The following is a 16,257-nucleotide window of genomic DNA, read 5'->3' as shown; positions in this document are numbered from 1 at the left end:
AATGGGCAAAGAATCCATTAAAAGTCATGAAGATTTAGTAGTTTATCAAATGCCTTTTGAGGCAGCAATGAAAATCTTTAAATCATCAAAGACATTTCCAGTAGAAGAGCGTTACTCTCTAACCGACCAGATAAGGCGTTCTTCACGATCTGTGTGTGCTAATCTAGCTGAAGCTTGGCGTAAAAGGAGATATCAAGCTGCTTTTATTGCCAAACTGCCTTATGCGAAGCAGTCTTAAAGGATACCGCTTCGCATAAGGCAGCAGAAACACAAGTATGGCTAAAATTTGCGGTTAAGTGTCAATATTTACCTGTAGAACAAGGAAGAGAACTTTACGTAATCTACAATCAAGTTCTAAGCGGATTGGTAAACATGATTAACAATCCCAACCGTTGGATTATCGGCAAATAGAAAAATTCTCTCTTGTCCCCTTGTACGCCTCGTCCCCCTCGCCCTCGTCAGCAACAACAGCGATCGCGCTAAAGAGAATTGATATAATTACTCCACATCTGTTGATAAGCTTGTTCCATCTCTAAAGTAAATTGCTTTCCATTCCATAAAGGTGCTGTTTGTTTAGATTTTTTTAGCTTCCAGGCAACTTCTTCTCGTAAAGCCTTGTCTTTCCCTAAGCGTACACCCCAATCTATATATTCTTCCTCAGTCCAAGCAATACCTTCTTCAACTCCCACATTACGTAAAAAGGTATAACTATTGCGTGCTGCAAATTGCTCTCCCACTCGCGTTACTAACGGGATACCCATCCAGAGAATTTCTAATGTAGTAGTCGCACCATTGTAGGGATAAGTATCTAAAGCTACATCGGCAATTTGTAAATTAGCTCGATGCACATATTCATTAGGATCTTTCGGTAAAAACTTTAATCGTTCTATATCTACCCCTTCTTCTGCTGCTATTTGAGAAAACAATTGCTTAACTGACTTTTCATCGCCAATTCCTTTGATTAACAAATAGCTATTAGCTACCTCTTTAATAATCCGCATTTGAAGGCGAATAGTTGCTGGATGACGTTTATAGCCACCGTGAGAACTTAAATAAATCACAGCATCATTGGGAATGCCTAAATCATCTCTACGCAGAGTTGGGATGCCGATTTCAAATCCATCTACTGCCAAATAAGTATTAGGTAAACGCCATAATTTTTCTGTATAGTGATCTTGGGCATTGGCTGGTAAGACATAAGGATCGGCAATGAAATAGTCAATCGTAGGTAAACCAGAGGCATCAAATCCTAGCCAAGTAACTTGTACTGGTGCAGGTTTGAGTGCCATCACTAAACAAGTTATATTTTTAGTTACGCTATCAAGATCGACTAAAATATCTACTTCATCTTCTCTAATTTGTCGAGCTATAGATTGAATGTCTTGTTGAAAATGACGAACAAGATCGACTTTATCTTTATACCAGCTCTGCGTTAGTTCATCTTCTAATTGGCTGCCTAAATAGATGACTGGTTGAAATTTTTCTCTGTTATGGTAATTTAATAACCAACGAGCTAACCAACCAACCGAATGCTTTCTAAAAGTATGAGCAATATAGCCAACTTTTAAAGAACGCTTGTTGTCAATTACTAATTGTTGGTTTCCTTCAGTTAGAAAGAATGAAATATCAACATCAGAATTAGACTTTTGTGATAATAATAGAGTTTTAGTAGAAAAATTATTATAAAATAATAAAGATGTTCTTTTTCGTAACCAATTGTAAAATAATAAAGACATTTGATTTTGAAACCAGCGATTTTCTGCTAAGTTATCTTGAAAATATAACCAAAAGATTGTAACACCAACTAAACAAGTACTGACAATTGATTCTATTTCTTCTGGTTGCTGTTGAATCATTTCTTTCAATAATTCTCTATAGCGTTGTGCAATATACTCAACTTTTTGCCAAGTTCCACTTGATATTAATGTATATAAAATTTGATAATTACCAAGAACTTGTGTAGATAAAGTTTGGCAATTTTCATAAAATAGATCTGCTGTTTCTAGAGCTTTTTGATAGTTTTCTAATATAGTATAAAAATATAATTGTTTGTTTAATAAATATAAGTTATTTGGCTGTAACTCCAAGCATAAGTTAAGGATTTCAGCAGCAAAAAATACTTTACCTTTTTCCTCAGCCATTCTCAGAATAATTGGCACAACAGATTCAGTGAAAGTTTCAGGAGGAGAAATATAATCTAAACTTGCTTGAGCAAAGGCTACTATTTCGATAGCCGAAAATTCTAGAACTTTTTTCAAAACCTGTAAGAGTAAATTAGAATCTACTAAACTTTTAGGACTCTGTTGAAGCAATTCAATTACTTGCCAATCATTTAGTTTTTCTGGAGTGAAAATCGTTAGATTAATTTCTAATTGAATTAACTTTAATATATTATTAATTAGATCGGAATTTAATTCTCGAATATGCCCTCTAATCAGCCAACTAAGGGAATAATCTTCTAAAAAAAATTGTCTTTGTGCTTCTATTTCTAAAATTTCTATTAACTCTTTAATTAATTGATCGGCTTCTTCTCCTAATGCTTGAGTCATGGCAAATAGCCAAATACTTTGAGCCTCTTCCTCTTGTTTTTGTAGCAAATATGCTAATCCCATATGCCAATAATGGGACAAAACATCAGGTTCTGTTTCAATTGCTTGTTCGTACAAACTAGCTATTTCTTGATAATTACTGTTTAAAAGTAATTCCTGAGCTTTAGGTTGCCAAGTCATGTTTTTATAGAGATTAAATTTAGAGTTACAGTATAGTTATATAGTTATTTGGTATTATTGCTAATTACAAAATAGATCTAACTAGGAGCAATAATTTATCCACATTTTTTGGTAAGCTTGTTCCATATCACGAGTAAATTGTCGAGCATTCCAGAGAGGAGAAGTTTGTTTTGCTGCTTTTAATTTTGAGTTAATTTTCTTACGTAGAGCTTTTTCTTTACCTAATTTAATACCCCACTTTACGTATTCTTCATCAGTCCAAGCAATACCTTCTTCAGCTCCAACATTATGCAAAAAGGTATAACTATTACGAGCAGCAAATTGTTCTCCTACTCGTGTAACCAAAGGAATTTCCATCCATAGAGTTTCTAAAGTAGTAGTTGCACCATTGTAGGGATAAGTGTCGAGTACTATATCAGCGATTTGCAAGTTAGCACGATGAGTACATTCATTAATATCTCTAGATAAAAATTTTAATCTGTCTGATTTTACTCCTTCTTCTTCTGCTATTTGTATGAATAACTGTTGAATTACTTGCTCATCTGCTACGCCTTTAATCAAAAAATAACTGCTAGATACTTCCTTGAGAATTTGCATCTGAAGACGAATTGTATCGGGATGTCGTTTGAAACCGCTTTGTGCGCTGAGATAGACAACAGCATCAACAGGTATTCCTAAATCTTCTCTTCGTAGAGTTGGTACACTTACTTCAAATCCATCTAAAGCTACATAAGTACAAGGTAAACGCCAAATTTTTTCCACATAATAATTTTGGGCATTTTCTGGCAAGACATAAGGGTCGGCGATAAAATAATCGATTGTAGGTAAACCAGAAGCATCCATGCCTAACCAAGTAACTTGTATTGGTGCTGGTCTGAGTGCCATAACTTGACAGGTAATATCTAGAGTTATGCTGTCTAAGTCAACTAAAATATCAATTTCGTCTGTTTGAATTTGTTTGGCAATAGTATAAGCATCTGGTTGCAAATTATGAATAATATCTGCATTTTGTCTGAACCATTTTTGGGTTAATTCATCCTCAGCTTGATTAATCATATAAAGAGCAATTTGGAAAGTATCCCGATTGTGATGTTGCAATAACCAACGACTCAACCAACCAACTGAATGTTTTTTGAGAGTATGAGCAATATAGCCAATTTTTAAAGTTTTATTAATTTGTTTGAAATTTGCTTTGGAAACTAAAGCAGGTGTTTTAGCACAAAAATCTTGTTGAAATAATTGAGCAATTTGATTATAGAAATAGCGACTTTCTTGGGGATTATCTTCTAAATATGATAATAAACCTGTGATGCAAATAAAAGAACTACCAATACCAGAATCTAATTGTTTGGGTTTCTCTTGAATTACTTGTATTAGTAAATCTTTGTGACGCTGAGCAATTTCTTTTACTTCTTTCCAGGCACTTGCACCAATCAAGGCTTGAATTAATCGAAAATTGGCAAAAAGTTTTTGAGATAAACAATTACTATTTTGGAAAAAATCTTGGGCAATTTTAATTGCTTTTTGATGCTCTACGCCATAAAGATAAAAACCACAAAGGTGCTTAAGTATATATAAATTATTCGGATAAAAATTTAAACACAGCTCTGCAATATCTGCTGCAAATGAAGTTTTGTTTTGTTGATAAGCTACCTTGATTAAAACTGTAAAAATATTATATAAACAACATTCTGTTAATTGAATTAAATGAGGTAAACTTACTTCTGTTAAAGCTAAACTTTCATAACTGGGAAAGTTTAGAATTAATTCTATAACTTTTAAAAGGGACTGGGAGTCGATAAGAGCGGAATTAGCATCTTTAACTATTTCAATAACTTCCCATTTTTTAAGTAGTTCGGGATGAAAGTATCCTAAGTTAATAGTTAATGGAATCAAAGCTAGAAGATTAGTTAGTAATGTAGGAGCTATTTCTTGCAGATGTCTCCTAATTAACAAACTTTTTCGATCATCACCTAACGATTCTTGTCGTTGCGCTTCAGTCGACAAAATTTCTACTAAATGTGTCGTCCATATTTCAATTTCTTCTTGGCTTCCTGCTGACATAGCTACTAGCCAAGTTGCTTGCCCTTCGTCTTCTTGTTCTAGTAGTAAATAAGCTAATCCTAAATACCAATAATAATTATAATTTTTTGGTTCTGTTTCTAAGGCTTCTTCGTAATAATGAGCAACTGCTAAGTAATCTTGTTTAAGTAAATATTCGTAAGCTGGTTCTTTCCAGGCTGTAATCATAATCTTAAAGATATATTACTTATAAATACAAATTCAATTAATTACTAACCTGTTTAAGCAATAATGTCAATCGAGCAATTTATTCATAGTACTATAGAATTTTAAATAAAAAATAAGGTAGTAACCTAGTTAGGCTAAACTTATCTTTTAATGACTATTAGCTATCCAATTAAAATTATTTTAATTAATTTCTTAAGAATATTTTCTAGCGATGGCATTAATTAAGCATGATTATCTTTATTTATTAATCGAAATAAACATAATACCAGCTTTAACTATTTTCTGGCATTCTTACCGTTACTTGATTAGGTGTAACAATTACCTCTCCACCCAATTGTTCAATATTACTGAGTGCTGTTTGACGAGTCTGCTCATCTCTAGCATTAGAGTAAATCATTATCCAAGAACTTGCCCGTGCATTTTTGCTGTCTGGATTAGTTGCTAAAAATACCGCTGTTTCTTTAGCTCGGTTACCAATTGTCTGGCTGGTTTCGTCATTTTGAACTTTTGCCCATTGGGCAGCAGTTTCATAAGAGTTTTGTGCTGCTTTTGTATCACCTAAAAATAATAATTCATCTACTCCTTTCAATGTCCAAATCAGATAGGATTTGTCAATGTTTGGAGATAAAGATTTTAATCCTTTTTTGCTCAAAGAAACTGTTGTTTCTGGTTTACCGGCAAATAAGGATGTTGCTGGAGCTAAATAAAGGTATGCTTCTACAAAACGAGGATTGTGTTTAACTACTGCTGCAAAATAATCTGTGTTGAGAGTATATCCAGTTTGATCGCGAGCAGCAGCATCGCCAAAATATTGAATAAAATCAAGAAAAATTAAACTGCCTACCAAGTTACTAAATCCAAAAGTAGGAGTTTGTTTAAGTGTATCTAGATAAATTTTTTTAGATTGTTCTTGTTTTGTATAGTCACCTGTGTTTTTTTGCTCCATCGCTGTAAGTTGAGCTTGCTGTAAACTGACTACGCTACCAACACAAATTACAGTAGCTATAAAAGTAATTGAAGTCTGAAACAAACTAGCAGCAAAAAATTTATTTGGTAGTTTCATGATTAATAATCGATATTCTTATTTCAGATTTTCGCCAGAGGCACAATTATTAGAATTAATAGGTGCAGGAAGATTGCTAGCTACGTCAAAAGATTGGCAGACGATCGTGCTATAGTTACCTGATAAAACAAAAACGCCTCCTGAATAGGCTCTAGTTCCGTCTTCTTGATATTGAGTGTTGGATGGTGCAACAGTGGCAGAATTAGTATCGACAATTATGTTATATGCGTCGATATATCTGTTATCAAAATTAAGTCCGAGTAATTCCTCGATTATTTCGGTATCGTTAGCACCTTGAGCAAAAACTCGTCTTTCCCAATGATAGGCTTGTTGCGCTCGATTGATCGTGCCAACAGCATGCTTTATTTCTACTTCCCTAGCTTTACCAGTCTGCTTGAGATAGTTAGGCAAGGCAATAGCAGCGAGAATACCTAAAATAATAGTTACAACTAGTAGCTCAATTAAAGTAAAACCGTTGTTCTTGTTAACGAAAAGAAGGCGGAAAAACAATCTAATTTTGAATTTTTGATTCATTTTTTAGGTTTTTCTCAATACATAATTTTTTACAAAAATAGCCAGATACCATTGAGGTGTTCTGGCTGATTCGGTTAATCCTGATGGCGAATTAACTTTAAGTCTGATTAAAAGCTTAGCTTACCTAACCTTGACAGCATTAGAAGCGCAAGCTCCCGCAACAGTTGGCGCAGTAGTGGTACTTGCTGGTTCGTTAGACTGACACACAAAGGTAGAATAGTTACCTCCACTATGATAAACACCACCAGCATAAGCTCGAGTACCATCATTAGCAAACTCAGCATTTGCTGGCACGAAAACAGCAGAAGAAAGACCAGTAGTAGCATTAGTTGCCGTAATACCAGTATTAACGTTATCTATATATTCATTTTGAATTGCTACGCCCAATACAGCAGCACTAGTGCCAAAATTTTGTCTTTCAAAATGATAAGCTTGTTGAGCGCGGTTGATCGTACCAGTAGTGTTTTTGATTTCTGTTTCTCTGGCTTTACCAACTTGAGATAAGAGGTTGGGTAGAGCAACAGCAGCCAATACACCGATGATGATTACTACTACTAATAATTCAATTAATGTAAAACCTTTTTCTTGATTATCTGCTTTCTTTTTGTTGAGATGTTGTAAAAATTTTGCAGTAAATACTTTATTCATTAGATATATCCTTCGATTAAATAAAAGTTTGTTTGTGTGTTTGTTTAGGGTTTTTGTTTTCCTGTTGATAACTTACCCAATAGATCGATAAAACATATCACCTTAAAAAACTTTTTTTTTGATATTAATTGCTACTAGTTAAAGGGTATGGTAACAGCGATCTAAATCACATTTTTGATGAGCATTTGAAGAAGATCAAATTAATAGATATGGGTAGAGGCGAATAACCGTTCGCCCCTACACATACGAAACACCAGTCACACAATGTGCGATGGTGTAATGTTGTTCATATATCGAAAATTTAGATGAGGCGATCGCCTTTATATGTAGAGAATTTTAATAGAGCGATCGCACTATTGGCGATAAATATCTCGACGATGACCAACTTTAATAATTTCTATGGTCAGTATCGATGATTGAATATTGTAAACGATGCGATAGTCACCTACACGAAGGCGATAATTAGAGTTACTTCCAATCAGTTTTTTACTACCTGAAGAATATGGATTATCTCCCAAGCTTTCTACCGCCTGTAAAATTCTCGGTATGATTTGCCTATCTAGTTTCTTTAATTCTTTTTTAGCTGATTGTTTCCACTCAATTTTATATGAGGTCATCCCGTTTTAACTCAGCAACTACATCTTCATGGCTTGTGGCTGATTCATTACTTCTTTCAGCAATAGTTGCTAAATCTGCCAAGTCTTCGAGTAATTCCTCAAATTGAGTTATGGATAAAATGACACCAGTCTTGTCTCCTGCTTCATTAGTGATGTAGTTTACAGTCAAATCTTCACTATTAATCATGTTTAAGATAATTCAAATGATGAAATTAATTATAAAGGATTTGGATCGGGCGATCGCCTTTATATGTAGAGAATTTTGGTAGAGCGTTCATCTTGTAGACGGAGAAAAATGATTCCTCTGTGGGGGTATTTTTCTCGATGGACTTTTTCACCAAAATCCTTGTCATTCGTAATCAAAATCCAGTTCTCATCAAAAGCTTTGTTAATAATCACATCATCGCTGATGCCTCTCGCTTGATCGTAAACTGAAAATACTTCGTATCCTTCTTCTCTTAACCAATCGGCTACTCTAGTACCAGTGCATTCATCTACTAAAAAACGCATTGTCACTTATTCTAAACAGAAAGTGGCATAAAGGTAGTATTTTCGAGAGACTGAGCCGCAAACAATAAACAAGCTCTGATATCTGCCTCCTCTAAACCATCGTATTCTTCTAAAATCTCTGTAACAGATGCACCTTGTGCCAAGAGGTTAAGAATATACTCCACTGTTAATCGCGTACCTTTGATTACAGGCTTACCTACCATGACTTCGGCATTGGTAGTTATACGGCTTAGTAATTGCTGATTACTCATAGTTTTATGGGCTGAGATTATACAATCTATAGTAATGGCAAAGCTTCTTTTTCGATCTTTGATATTGCGATCGCATTGGGGATTGTTTCAATTTCCAGGTAATATCGATAAACCCTGGTAGGGGCGTTTCCCCCAAAGGATTAGCTTCGCGTCGCGAAACGCCCCTACCCATATGAAACGCCCAATGTACACATGTCAAACGCCTAACGTACATATGCGGTGGTGCGATGTTGTTTATGTATCAAGGATTTGGATAAGGCGATCGCCTGTATTTAAGCTATTTTTTCTAGCTCTTTAAGCAATTCAGGAATACTTGTCTGCATAGCTTCCCAAAGGATTTTCAAATCTACTTCTTTATACTCATGAACAACACGATTACGCATTCCTTTAATTTGCCGAATGGGAATTTGTGGATTGTTAACAATAAAATCTGAAGATAATCTGTTTACTGCTTCGCCAATAATCACAATTTGATACAGCACTGATGATTGAGTTTTAAGATCCTGAGCAAAAGTTTGCCAATCTAGATCTGCGCAAAATTGGATGCTTAGTCTACAAGCTCTAATAAGATCTAGAAGTATTTCCCGATCTTTGTTCATAGATAATTTTAGAATTACTCAGAATATTTTGTTTACGTATCCAATTATGACTTTGTTCTATTGCTTGCTTAGTAACAAGATCAACAGGTCGATTAAATAGCTTACTTAATTGAGATTCAATAGTGTCGAGATCAAAAAAGGTAATCTTCGCCTCTTCAGCAAAACTTACTAATACATCTATATCACTCTTAGAGTTAAAATCATCCCTCAAGACCGATCCAAATAAGGCAAGTTCAGTAATTTGCCATTGCTGACAGATTTCCTGCAATTGAATTTGCTGAATATTAAAATGCTGAGCGGGATTAATCTTCATGCTTAAATTTTAACTTCAGTATTGGCAATTGAAAGAAACAGCGATCCCAAAGGGTAGGCGCGACGCAAAGCTATATGCGAAGCGGTATCCTTTAGGAGTCCTTTAGGGGAGCCTAATCGCATTTTAAATCAGAGAATTTAGGTAGGGCGATCGCATTGGGGATTGTATCAATTTCCAGGTAATATCCAAAATCCTCGTAGGGGCGATTCGCCCTAGCTTTTAGCTTGTTTGGTAAAAATTAAATTGCCCTAACCCGATGAGAACCCCTCGAAAGTATTAAAAGCTAAATTCCGTTCTCACTGTTCCTACCCACAAAGTATTACCATTTTCAGTATCAGGGTTAATAACGACGAATCCTCCAGGAGTAATTTCGATATAGTCACTGACTTTAACGCGGTACAAAGCTTCTATATGTAAAGGAGTTTCTTCCGTAACCAAATCATCATCATCATGACCGCTAATTACAGGTGGTACACCAATAATAATTCCTCCCACATTATTTTCTGCCCATAAATCGGGGAAAGCAAAAGTCAACGCACCGTTGAGGATAGTTGCGCTAGCATCGCCATTTTGCTGTTGTTGCGCTTGAGTATAGCCAAACCAACCGCCAATTTCTAACCCAGATGTGACTTCCCAGTTAGCTTGTAAACCAAAATTATCTGAGGCAGTAGCATTTTGTCCAAAAGGTTCGTTAGCTTCTTCAACTCCTGTAGACCCCATTAAATTAACATCATCATTGCGTTCATAGGTACGAGTATAGGTAGCAGCTAAAGTTAATTCATCCTTTGGTTCGATTACTAATTGGGCGATCGCACTATAAGAACTATCGAATAAGCCTCTACCAGCTTGAGGATCGGCTACGTCTCGATCATTGATGAAATAACCAGCAAATCCCAAGATTTTATCGCTAAATTCCTGTTTAATGCCAATTCCTGACCCTCCAGGGGCGCGTAAAGTTGCAGGATCTCTTCTCCCGAAGCGAGAAACAGCACCGCTACTACTGCTGGAAAAAGGATTTAAAACTTCTCCCACATCATTCAGACTCACTCCTGCTGTACCGAAAAGGATTTCTGTGTTTTCTCCAGCAGGAAAAGTATAAGATAGTTCTGATATTTCGGTTAGATCGTCGGTATCCCCATCAACGCCTAAACGACTTAAAGAAGTATCTGTGACATCATCTAAACGGGGAAGATCTCGATTTTCTAAACGCACTCGTAAGAGATCTTGACCAGAGAAACTAGTATCAAAAATTAATCTGGTGCGATAGCCAAAAGTAGTCTGACTATTATTTTCTTGTCCAAAGCTATCGGTTAAAAAGAATAAAGCCTGACCATTAAATTTAGTTGTAGTGGAGAATTGTTCGGATTCAAGTTGAGTAATATTCGTTTCTAGCTGCTCTACTTTTGTAGTTAATCGAGCTAATTCTTGAGTAAAATCTTGTTGTAATCTCTGCAAAATTATTAAATCTTGTTGAGAGGTAATAGTATCAATTTGTTGTAGACAGCTGTTTAAACCTACGGCAAATTCATAACGAGTTATCGGTAAATTACGGCGATCGCCTTTGGCGTGGCTGCGCCAATCGCGAAGTGGAGAAAATGTCTCATCGCTCTGCCATTGTGAAGTGCAATTGTAACGTTGAGCTAAAGATTTTAAAGCTCGATATTCCCAGTCTCTAGTGTGAATATTTTTTATTTTTGATACAGAAGGAATTGATTCGATATTATTGGCTAAAGCAGCAGAAGTATTAAGAGAAGATGTGATTATAATAATTCCTAATTTAATTTTTTGTTTAAATTTTCTTTTCATTAATTTGTTGATAGCAAGGCAATGTCATCTATCTTACTTCAATTAAGATCAAAGTAAGGCAATATGTGGGTTAATCAAAGATTACTGATTAACTGTTAACTTTCGACTGCTCACTTCCATAAGTGGCAATATTCCCTGTAAGATTGAATAGCTATAATTTTGAGGGTAATGAATGATAGCAAGATGATCTGTAATATTTAAAGTATTTATATTTAAAGTTGTGTGTAAAATTTGGGCTAATAATTTATCTGAAGCAATAATTAAACCAGTAGTTAAACTCGCCTGTTCTGAATTAACAAAGTGCTTTGGTCGCTTAATAATTGTTTGTTGCCAATCTAAAAAATGGTTTTGTGCTAGAGATAAATGAGGAAGTTTATATTGAACTGCTAGCTCTTCAATGGGGTATTTTGATACTGAGTGATCGGTTAATAGTAACTCAATTGAATTACTATTTATTAATCTTGTTACATAGGAATATTTAACTATATTTTTAGCGTTAGCCTTGGATAATAATAGCCATCGCCAGCCAGTTTTTCCTGCTTTAAGTTTTGGAAGAGTTTCGCCTAAATGACTAGTAACGTTTAAATATTTAAGCTCGCCAAAGTTATTATCTGGAAGAAATTCTAAACAACTGATCCCACAATTAGATTGCTGTAAACTATGATAATATTCTGGATTTAAACCAACTGCTGTACTAATTAATGCCCGATTAGTACCACCGTGCGCCACAACTAAAATAGTTTGACCTTGATGTTTAGTTAAAATTTTTTGCCAAAATTGTTGTGCTTGTTTAAATAGTTCTATAACAGGAAAAAAAGTATTATTAAAAGTAAAAAGATGGGGCGTGTTCTGCCAACAACTATAATCCTCAGCAAAATTTTCTTTAACCTCTTGATAAAATAATCCTTGCCAATCTGACATAGAAATTTCAGTTAACTTAGGCTCAATAAATACAGGAGGTAGATTATTTGTTGCTTTTAAAGCCCCAAGAATTACTTGAGTAGTTTGTTGGACTCTGGTTAACGGACTAGTATAAATCGCATCAAAATTATACTGTTGCAAAGCTAATCCTGTAAATAAAGCATCTTGATGTCCTTGTTCTGTTAATACTGATTCATCACTACTACCTTGATATCTACCCTGTTCGTTATAAGTAGTGCGAGCATGACGGACAAGGATTATTTTAGTAAAGGGGGTAGAGGGAGATAAGAGATTATTCATAAGTTAATTAATGCTCACCAAATACTGTATATATAGAGGTATTTAATAAGCTAAATAATTTTCAAAATAAGGGTTTATACTTAACTAACCTGAACGGTTTGTTGTAAGCGATAAAGGGTGGCATAGTGCTTACCTAACTTCATTAATTGTTCATGTGTTCCCTGTTCTAAAACTTGTCCTCCTTCCAGATAAAAGATTTGGTCAGCATTTTTGGCAGTTCTTAAATCGTGGGTAATTAAAAAGGTCGTTGAAGTTTGAGTTAGACGATCTAAGGCATCGGTAACAAGGCGTTCACTATGATTATCTAGTCCCACTGTAGGTTCATCGAGAATAACGATGGGAGCATTACGAATGGCAGCCCGAGCGATCGCAATTCGTTGTCTTTGTCCCCCTGAAAGGGTTGAGCCTCTTTCTCCCACAACTGTATCGTAGCCTTCTGGAAGTGCCATAATAAAATCGTGGGCATTGGCTAAACGGGCAGCCATTTCGATCTCTTTGTCAGTCGCTTCGACACAGCCATAGGCGATATTATCTTTAATACTGGCAGCAAAAAGAATACTTTCCTGTAAGACAATACTGATTTGTTTTCTGAGGGAATCGAGAGTGTATTCTCTAAGATCATGTCCATCTATTAATACTCCACCTTGTTGGGGATCGTAAAGACGTAGTAGTAAACTAACCAAAGTTGATTTACCGCCACCAGAAGCACCAACTAGAGCTACTTTCTGCCCTGGCAAGACAGTCAAAGATAAATTATTGAGAGTATTGTTTTGATTTTCGTAGGCAAAACTGACTCCACTAAACTCGACCATTCCCCGAAACGGAGGTGCAGGATAAGCCCATTTAGAATCTCTAACTTCAGGTACTCTTTCTAAGAGATCGATAATTCTTTCTCCAGAGGCGATCGCTTTAGCAATTTGTCCTGTATATTTAGCTAACTGACGCATGGGTTTAAAAGCTACTTTCAGATAGGTGATAAATACCAGTAAATCACCAGGGGTAAGAGTGCCAACCATCACTAACTGTACTCCTCGCCAAAGGACAATTGACGTTGCGATCGCTACTAGCACTTCTACGGTACGCTCTTGTCCTGCCCGTAGTTTCTGAGTTTGCGCACTTTCATTAAGGCTTTTTTGGTTTTGTTTGGCAAAGGTTTTTTGTAAACGAGACTGGAGAGATAAAGCTTGCACTACTTTGATCGCACCGATGGCTTCGGCTGCATTAGCTGCCATTACTCCTTCTCTTTGGCGTTGTTTTGTAGCCACCTTATGAATACGTTTGCTCATAGTGGCAGTGGTCATTAAAAATATGGGAAAAATAGCCACCGCAATGAGAGCTAATTGCATGTTGAGCCACATCATTACCCCTAGCATTCCCACCATGGTTAAGGTGTTGGTGATTAAAGGTAAAGCAGCAACCACGGTAACTTCTCTTAATCTTTCAATGTCGTAAGTAACGCGAGTAATTAAATCCCCTGTTTTGGCTTTGTTATGAAAAGAAAGAGACAGACTTTGAATGTGAGAATATAAATTAGCCCGAATTTCACTCAAGATCTTAGTTGCAGCTACTGCCATTCCTGCCGTACTGACATAAGCCATTGAGCCACGTAGCAAGGCAATAATTACTAAGGCAACTGCTAACAGGGTTAATAAGGTAATGACATTAAAGTTATCTAAGAAAGGAACTTCTAAACGTTCAACTTTAAACCCTTTAAAAATAATCTCATCAAAAATAAACTTTAGCGGCCAAGGTTCAAGCATATGCAAACCCGTTTCGGCTAATAATGCCAGGAAGGAAATAGTAAGTAAGCCTCCCTGTTGACGAATTTGGGGAAGAAAATGCTTAACTATGCGATTAAGTCCCGATATTCCCTCGTTTAGATTCTTAGGTCGCTTTTTCTTCATTATTATTTATGTTTAATGTATACGTTCATCTATTTCTAATTAAGTTTTGTTAAGCTAAAGAAAATATTAAAATCTTATTGAGAATAGCTAACCATTTTATTAGCGTTTTGGACTATGATAAAATTGTTGAATAACTAAGCTACACATAACCTGATAAATTTGCCCTTCATAACTAAATTAAAAAGCTTTACTATTCTTAATGCTTTGAAATCCAAGTCAGTTAATAACTTGCTGTTTTTCTTGATTCAAAAAATCTCTTTAACTCAACAAAACTTTAAACAGTCTTATTGACTAAGTATTATTACCTTTAAAATGTAGGTTGGGTTGAAGAATGAAACCCAACACAGCATAAGATTTCGTTGGGTTACGCTGTCGCTAACCCAACCTCCAAAAAATTAACTAAGTATTATTACTCAATTGGCGAGAAGATTGGTACTTAGTTGAGTCAACAAAGTTTTCAACAATAACTGATGATTGATGACTGGTTACCGATGACTGATGACTGATGTATCGATTGATTTTTCTTTCGATCGCCACTAAAACCTTCTCTAGCCAAGTTGCATAACCACCAAAAGAAAGTTGTTTAACTAAAGGACGTAAGAAAGCTTGATGACGGCGTTGTCCTAAGCGACTGTAGCGTTTTTTGAAGTATTTATCTTTTTTGGTTAAATCCCACTTCTGCATAAAGTGTTCTAAACTTGCTACTTCCCAAGCATCACTCCAACGCAGCATAAAGTAAGTTAAATCTGACCATTCAAATCCAGAATCAGGTACATAGGTAGTTACAGAATCAGGTTCACAATAGATTGTGCCACCAGCATTGGTAACAGACATCGAGAAATCAATGTGTTCTCTAGTGCTGAGTAGCTTTTCATCTAATAAACCAATGGTGTCAAAAATATCTCTACGGACTAACATACAGTGAAACTCGGCAAATTCACATTCTCGCCGTTGTAATTTGTCTTGGACTTCTGCTAGAGGACGATTGACAAAATAATGCTTTTCGTGAACTTTGCGTCTCATCTTGTCGTTTTTGACCTCTAGGACAATGTGTGCCTCTCCTCCAGCCAAGTGGATTTTGGAATGGAGGTTTTTACCAATACAAACTAGAGGACAGACTACTGTTGCTTCAGTTTCTTCAGCACAGTTCACTAACTTTTCTAACCAACCTGGTGCGACATGAATATCATTGTCAACAAAAATGACATATTCAGTTTTAACGAATTGTATGCCAATATTTCTGGCTTGATTGGGGGCAAGATAGTGTTCAGTTCTAATTAGCTTAAACTCTTTTTCTAATGATTGATTAACTAGATATTCTTGAATATGTTCTGGGGAATTACCATCAACATAAACTAAATCAAAAGGATAAGAAGTACATTGATAAATACTTTCTAGAGATTCGCGAGTATAGCTAAAACGTTCTCTAGGTACAACGACTAAAGTTACTTTTTTCTCGTTCATGGTTAATAATTAATTGTTAATTGTTAATTGTTAATTGTTAATTGTTAATTGTTAGCTTTTAGCATCTGACTTACTACCCACTACCCATTTGCGAAGCTTATCCTTTAGGACTACCCACTATCCATTTGCGAAGCTTATCCTTTAGGACTACCCACTATCCATTTGCGAAGCTTATCCTTTAGGACTACCCACTATCCACTACCTACTACCCATTTGCGAAGCTTATCCTTTAGGACTACCTACTACCTATTTGCGAAGCTTATCCTTTAGGACTACCTACTACCTATTTGCGAAGCTTATCCTTTAGGACTACCCACTACCTATTTGCGAAGCTTATCCTTTAGGACT

14 protein-coding genes and 2 pseudogenes are annotated in these 16,257 nt (G+C 35.7%); 1 reads left to right on the top strand and 15 read right to left on the bottom strand.

Going from position 1 to position 16,257, the window contains the following annotated elements; translation table 11 throughout:
- Position 1: 1 nt before the first annotated feature.
- Positions 2-411, top strand: a pseudogene (locus C7B62_RS27170) (four helix bundle protein).
- Positions 412-479: 68 nt separating this feature from the next.
- On the opposite strand, the gene C7B62_RS16150 reads toward C7B62_RS27170, so the two are convergent.
- The 15 genes and pseudogenes from C7B62_RS16150 to C7B62_RS16080 form a co-directional block, all read right to left on the bottom strand.
- Entirely contained in the window at positions 480-2,729 is a 2,250-nt protein-coding gene (locus C7B62_RS16150) for an O-linked N-acetylglucosamine transferase, SPINDLY family protein (protein WP_106238830.1), read from the bottom strand.
- 81 nt (positions 2,730-2,810) lie between these two features.
- Positions 2,811-4,979 (bottom strand): O-linked N-acetylglucosamine transferase, SPINDLY family protein, encoded by a 2,169-nt coding sequence (locus tag C7B62_RS16145; RefSeq protein ID WP_106238826.1) that lies wholly within the window; start codon positions 4,977-4,979, stop codon positions 2,811-2,813.
- Positions 4,980-5,250: 271 nt separating this feature from the next.
- Positions 5,251-6,042 carry a hypothetical protein gene (locus C7B62_RS16140; RefSeq protein WP_106238823.1) on the bottom strand — a complete coding sequence of 264 codons (792 nt, stop codon included), beginning with the start codon at positions 6,040-6,042 and terminating at the stop codon, positions 5,251-5,253.
- Positions 6,043-6,060: 18 nt separating this feature from the next.
- Positions 6,061-6,576, bottom strand: coding sequence for a type IV pilin protein (locus C7B62_RS26585; RefSeq protein WP_106238819.1), 516 nt, complete (start codon positions 6,574-6,576; stop codon positions 6,061-6,063).
- A gap of 120 nt (positions 6,577-6,696) precedes the next feature.
- Entirely contained in the window at positions 6,697-7,224 is a 528-nt protein-coding gene (locus C7B62_RS16130; protein ID WP_106238815.1) for a type IV pilin protein, read from the bottom strand.
- 353 nt (positions 7,225-7,577) lie between these two features.
- On the bottom strand, positions 7,578-7,841 hold the full coding sequence (locus C7B62_RS16125; RefSeq protein WP_106238812.1) for a type II toxin-antitoxin system RelE/ParE family toxin: 264 nt from the start codon (positions 7,839-7,841) through the stop codon (positions 7,578-7,580).
- Positions 7,828-8,028: a hypothetical protein gene (locus C7B62_RS16120; protein WP_106238809.1), complete on the bottom strand. Its 201-nt coding sequence runs from the start codon at positions 8,026-8,028 to the stop codon at positions 7,828-7,830. Before C7B62_RS16120 ends, C7B62_RS16125 begins: the two co-directional genes overlap by 14 nt.
- 80 nt (positions 8,029-8,108) lie before the next feature.
- Positions 8,109-8,351 (bottom strand): annotated as a pseudogene (locus tag C7B62_RS16115) (DUF5615 family PIN-like protein); the annotation flags it as partial.
- An 11-nt stretch (positions 8,352-8,362) separates the two neighbouring features.
- The gene (locus C7B62_RS16110) at positions 8,363-8,602 is read right to left on the bottom strand and encodes a DUF433 domain-containing protein (protein ID WP_106238798.1); all 240 of its coding nucleotides are present in this window, start codon (positions 8,600-8,602) and stop codon (positions 8,363-8,365) included.
- Positions 8,603-8,874: 272 nt separating this feature from the next.
- On the bottom strand, positions 8,875-9,201 hold the full coding sequence (locus tag C7B62_RS16105) for a DUF86 domain-containing protein (RefSeq protein ID WP_106238794.1): 327 nt from the start codon (positions 9,199-9,201) through the stop codon (positions 8,875-8,877).
- Positions 9,164-9,514, bottom strand: a complete 351-nt coding sequence (locus tag C7B62_RS16100; protein WP_106238790.1) for a nucleotidyltransferase family protein — start codon at positions 9,512-9,514, stop codon at positions 9,164-9,166. Before C7B62_RS16100 ends, C7B62_RS16105 begins: the two co-directional genes overlap by 38 nt.
- Positions 9,515-9,790: 276 nt before the next feature.
- Positions 9,791-11,320 (bottom strand): iron uptake porin, encoded by a 1,530-nt coding sequence (locus C7B62_RS16095; RefSeq protein ID WP_106238787.1) that lies wholly within the window; start codon positions 11,318-11,320, stop codon positions 9,791-9,793.
- Between the two features lie 81 nt (positions 11,321-11,401).
- Positions 11,402-12,541: a histidine phosphatase family protein gene (locus C7B62_RS16090; protein WP_106238783.1), complete on the bottom strand. Its 1,140-nt coding sequence runs from the start codon at positions 12,539-12,541 to the stop codon at positions 11,402-11,404.
- A gap of 80 nt (positions 12,542-12,621) precedes the next feature.
- On the bottom strand, positions 12,622-14,445 hold the full coding sequence (locus tag C7B62_RS16085; protein ID WP_106238779.1) for an ABC transporter ATP-binding protein: 1,824 nt from the start codon (positions 14,443-14,445) through the stop codon (positions 12,622-12,624).
- A gap of 399 nt (positions 14,446-14,844) precedes the next feature.
- Positions 14,845-15,909 (bottom strand): glycosyltransferase family 2 protein, encoded by a 1,065-nt coding sequence (locus C7B62_RS16080; protein ID WP_106238775.1) that lies wholly within the window; start codon positions 15,907-15,909, stop codon positions 14,845-14,847.
- Between the last annotated feature and the right edge of the window lie 348 nt (positions 15,910-16,257).

Origin of the sequence: Pleurocapsa sp. CCALA 161 (assembly GCF_003003995.1) — a bacterium.
Classification (GTDB): domain Bacteria; phylum Cyanobacteriota; class Cyanobacteriia; order Cyanobacteriales; family Xenococcaceae; genus Waterburya.
The sequence above is the reverse complement of the archived record's forward strand: the minus strand, read 5'-3'. Positions and strand labels throughout refer to the sequence as shown.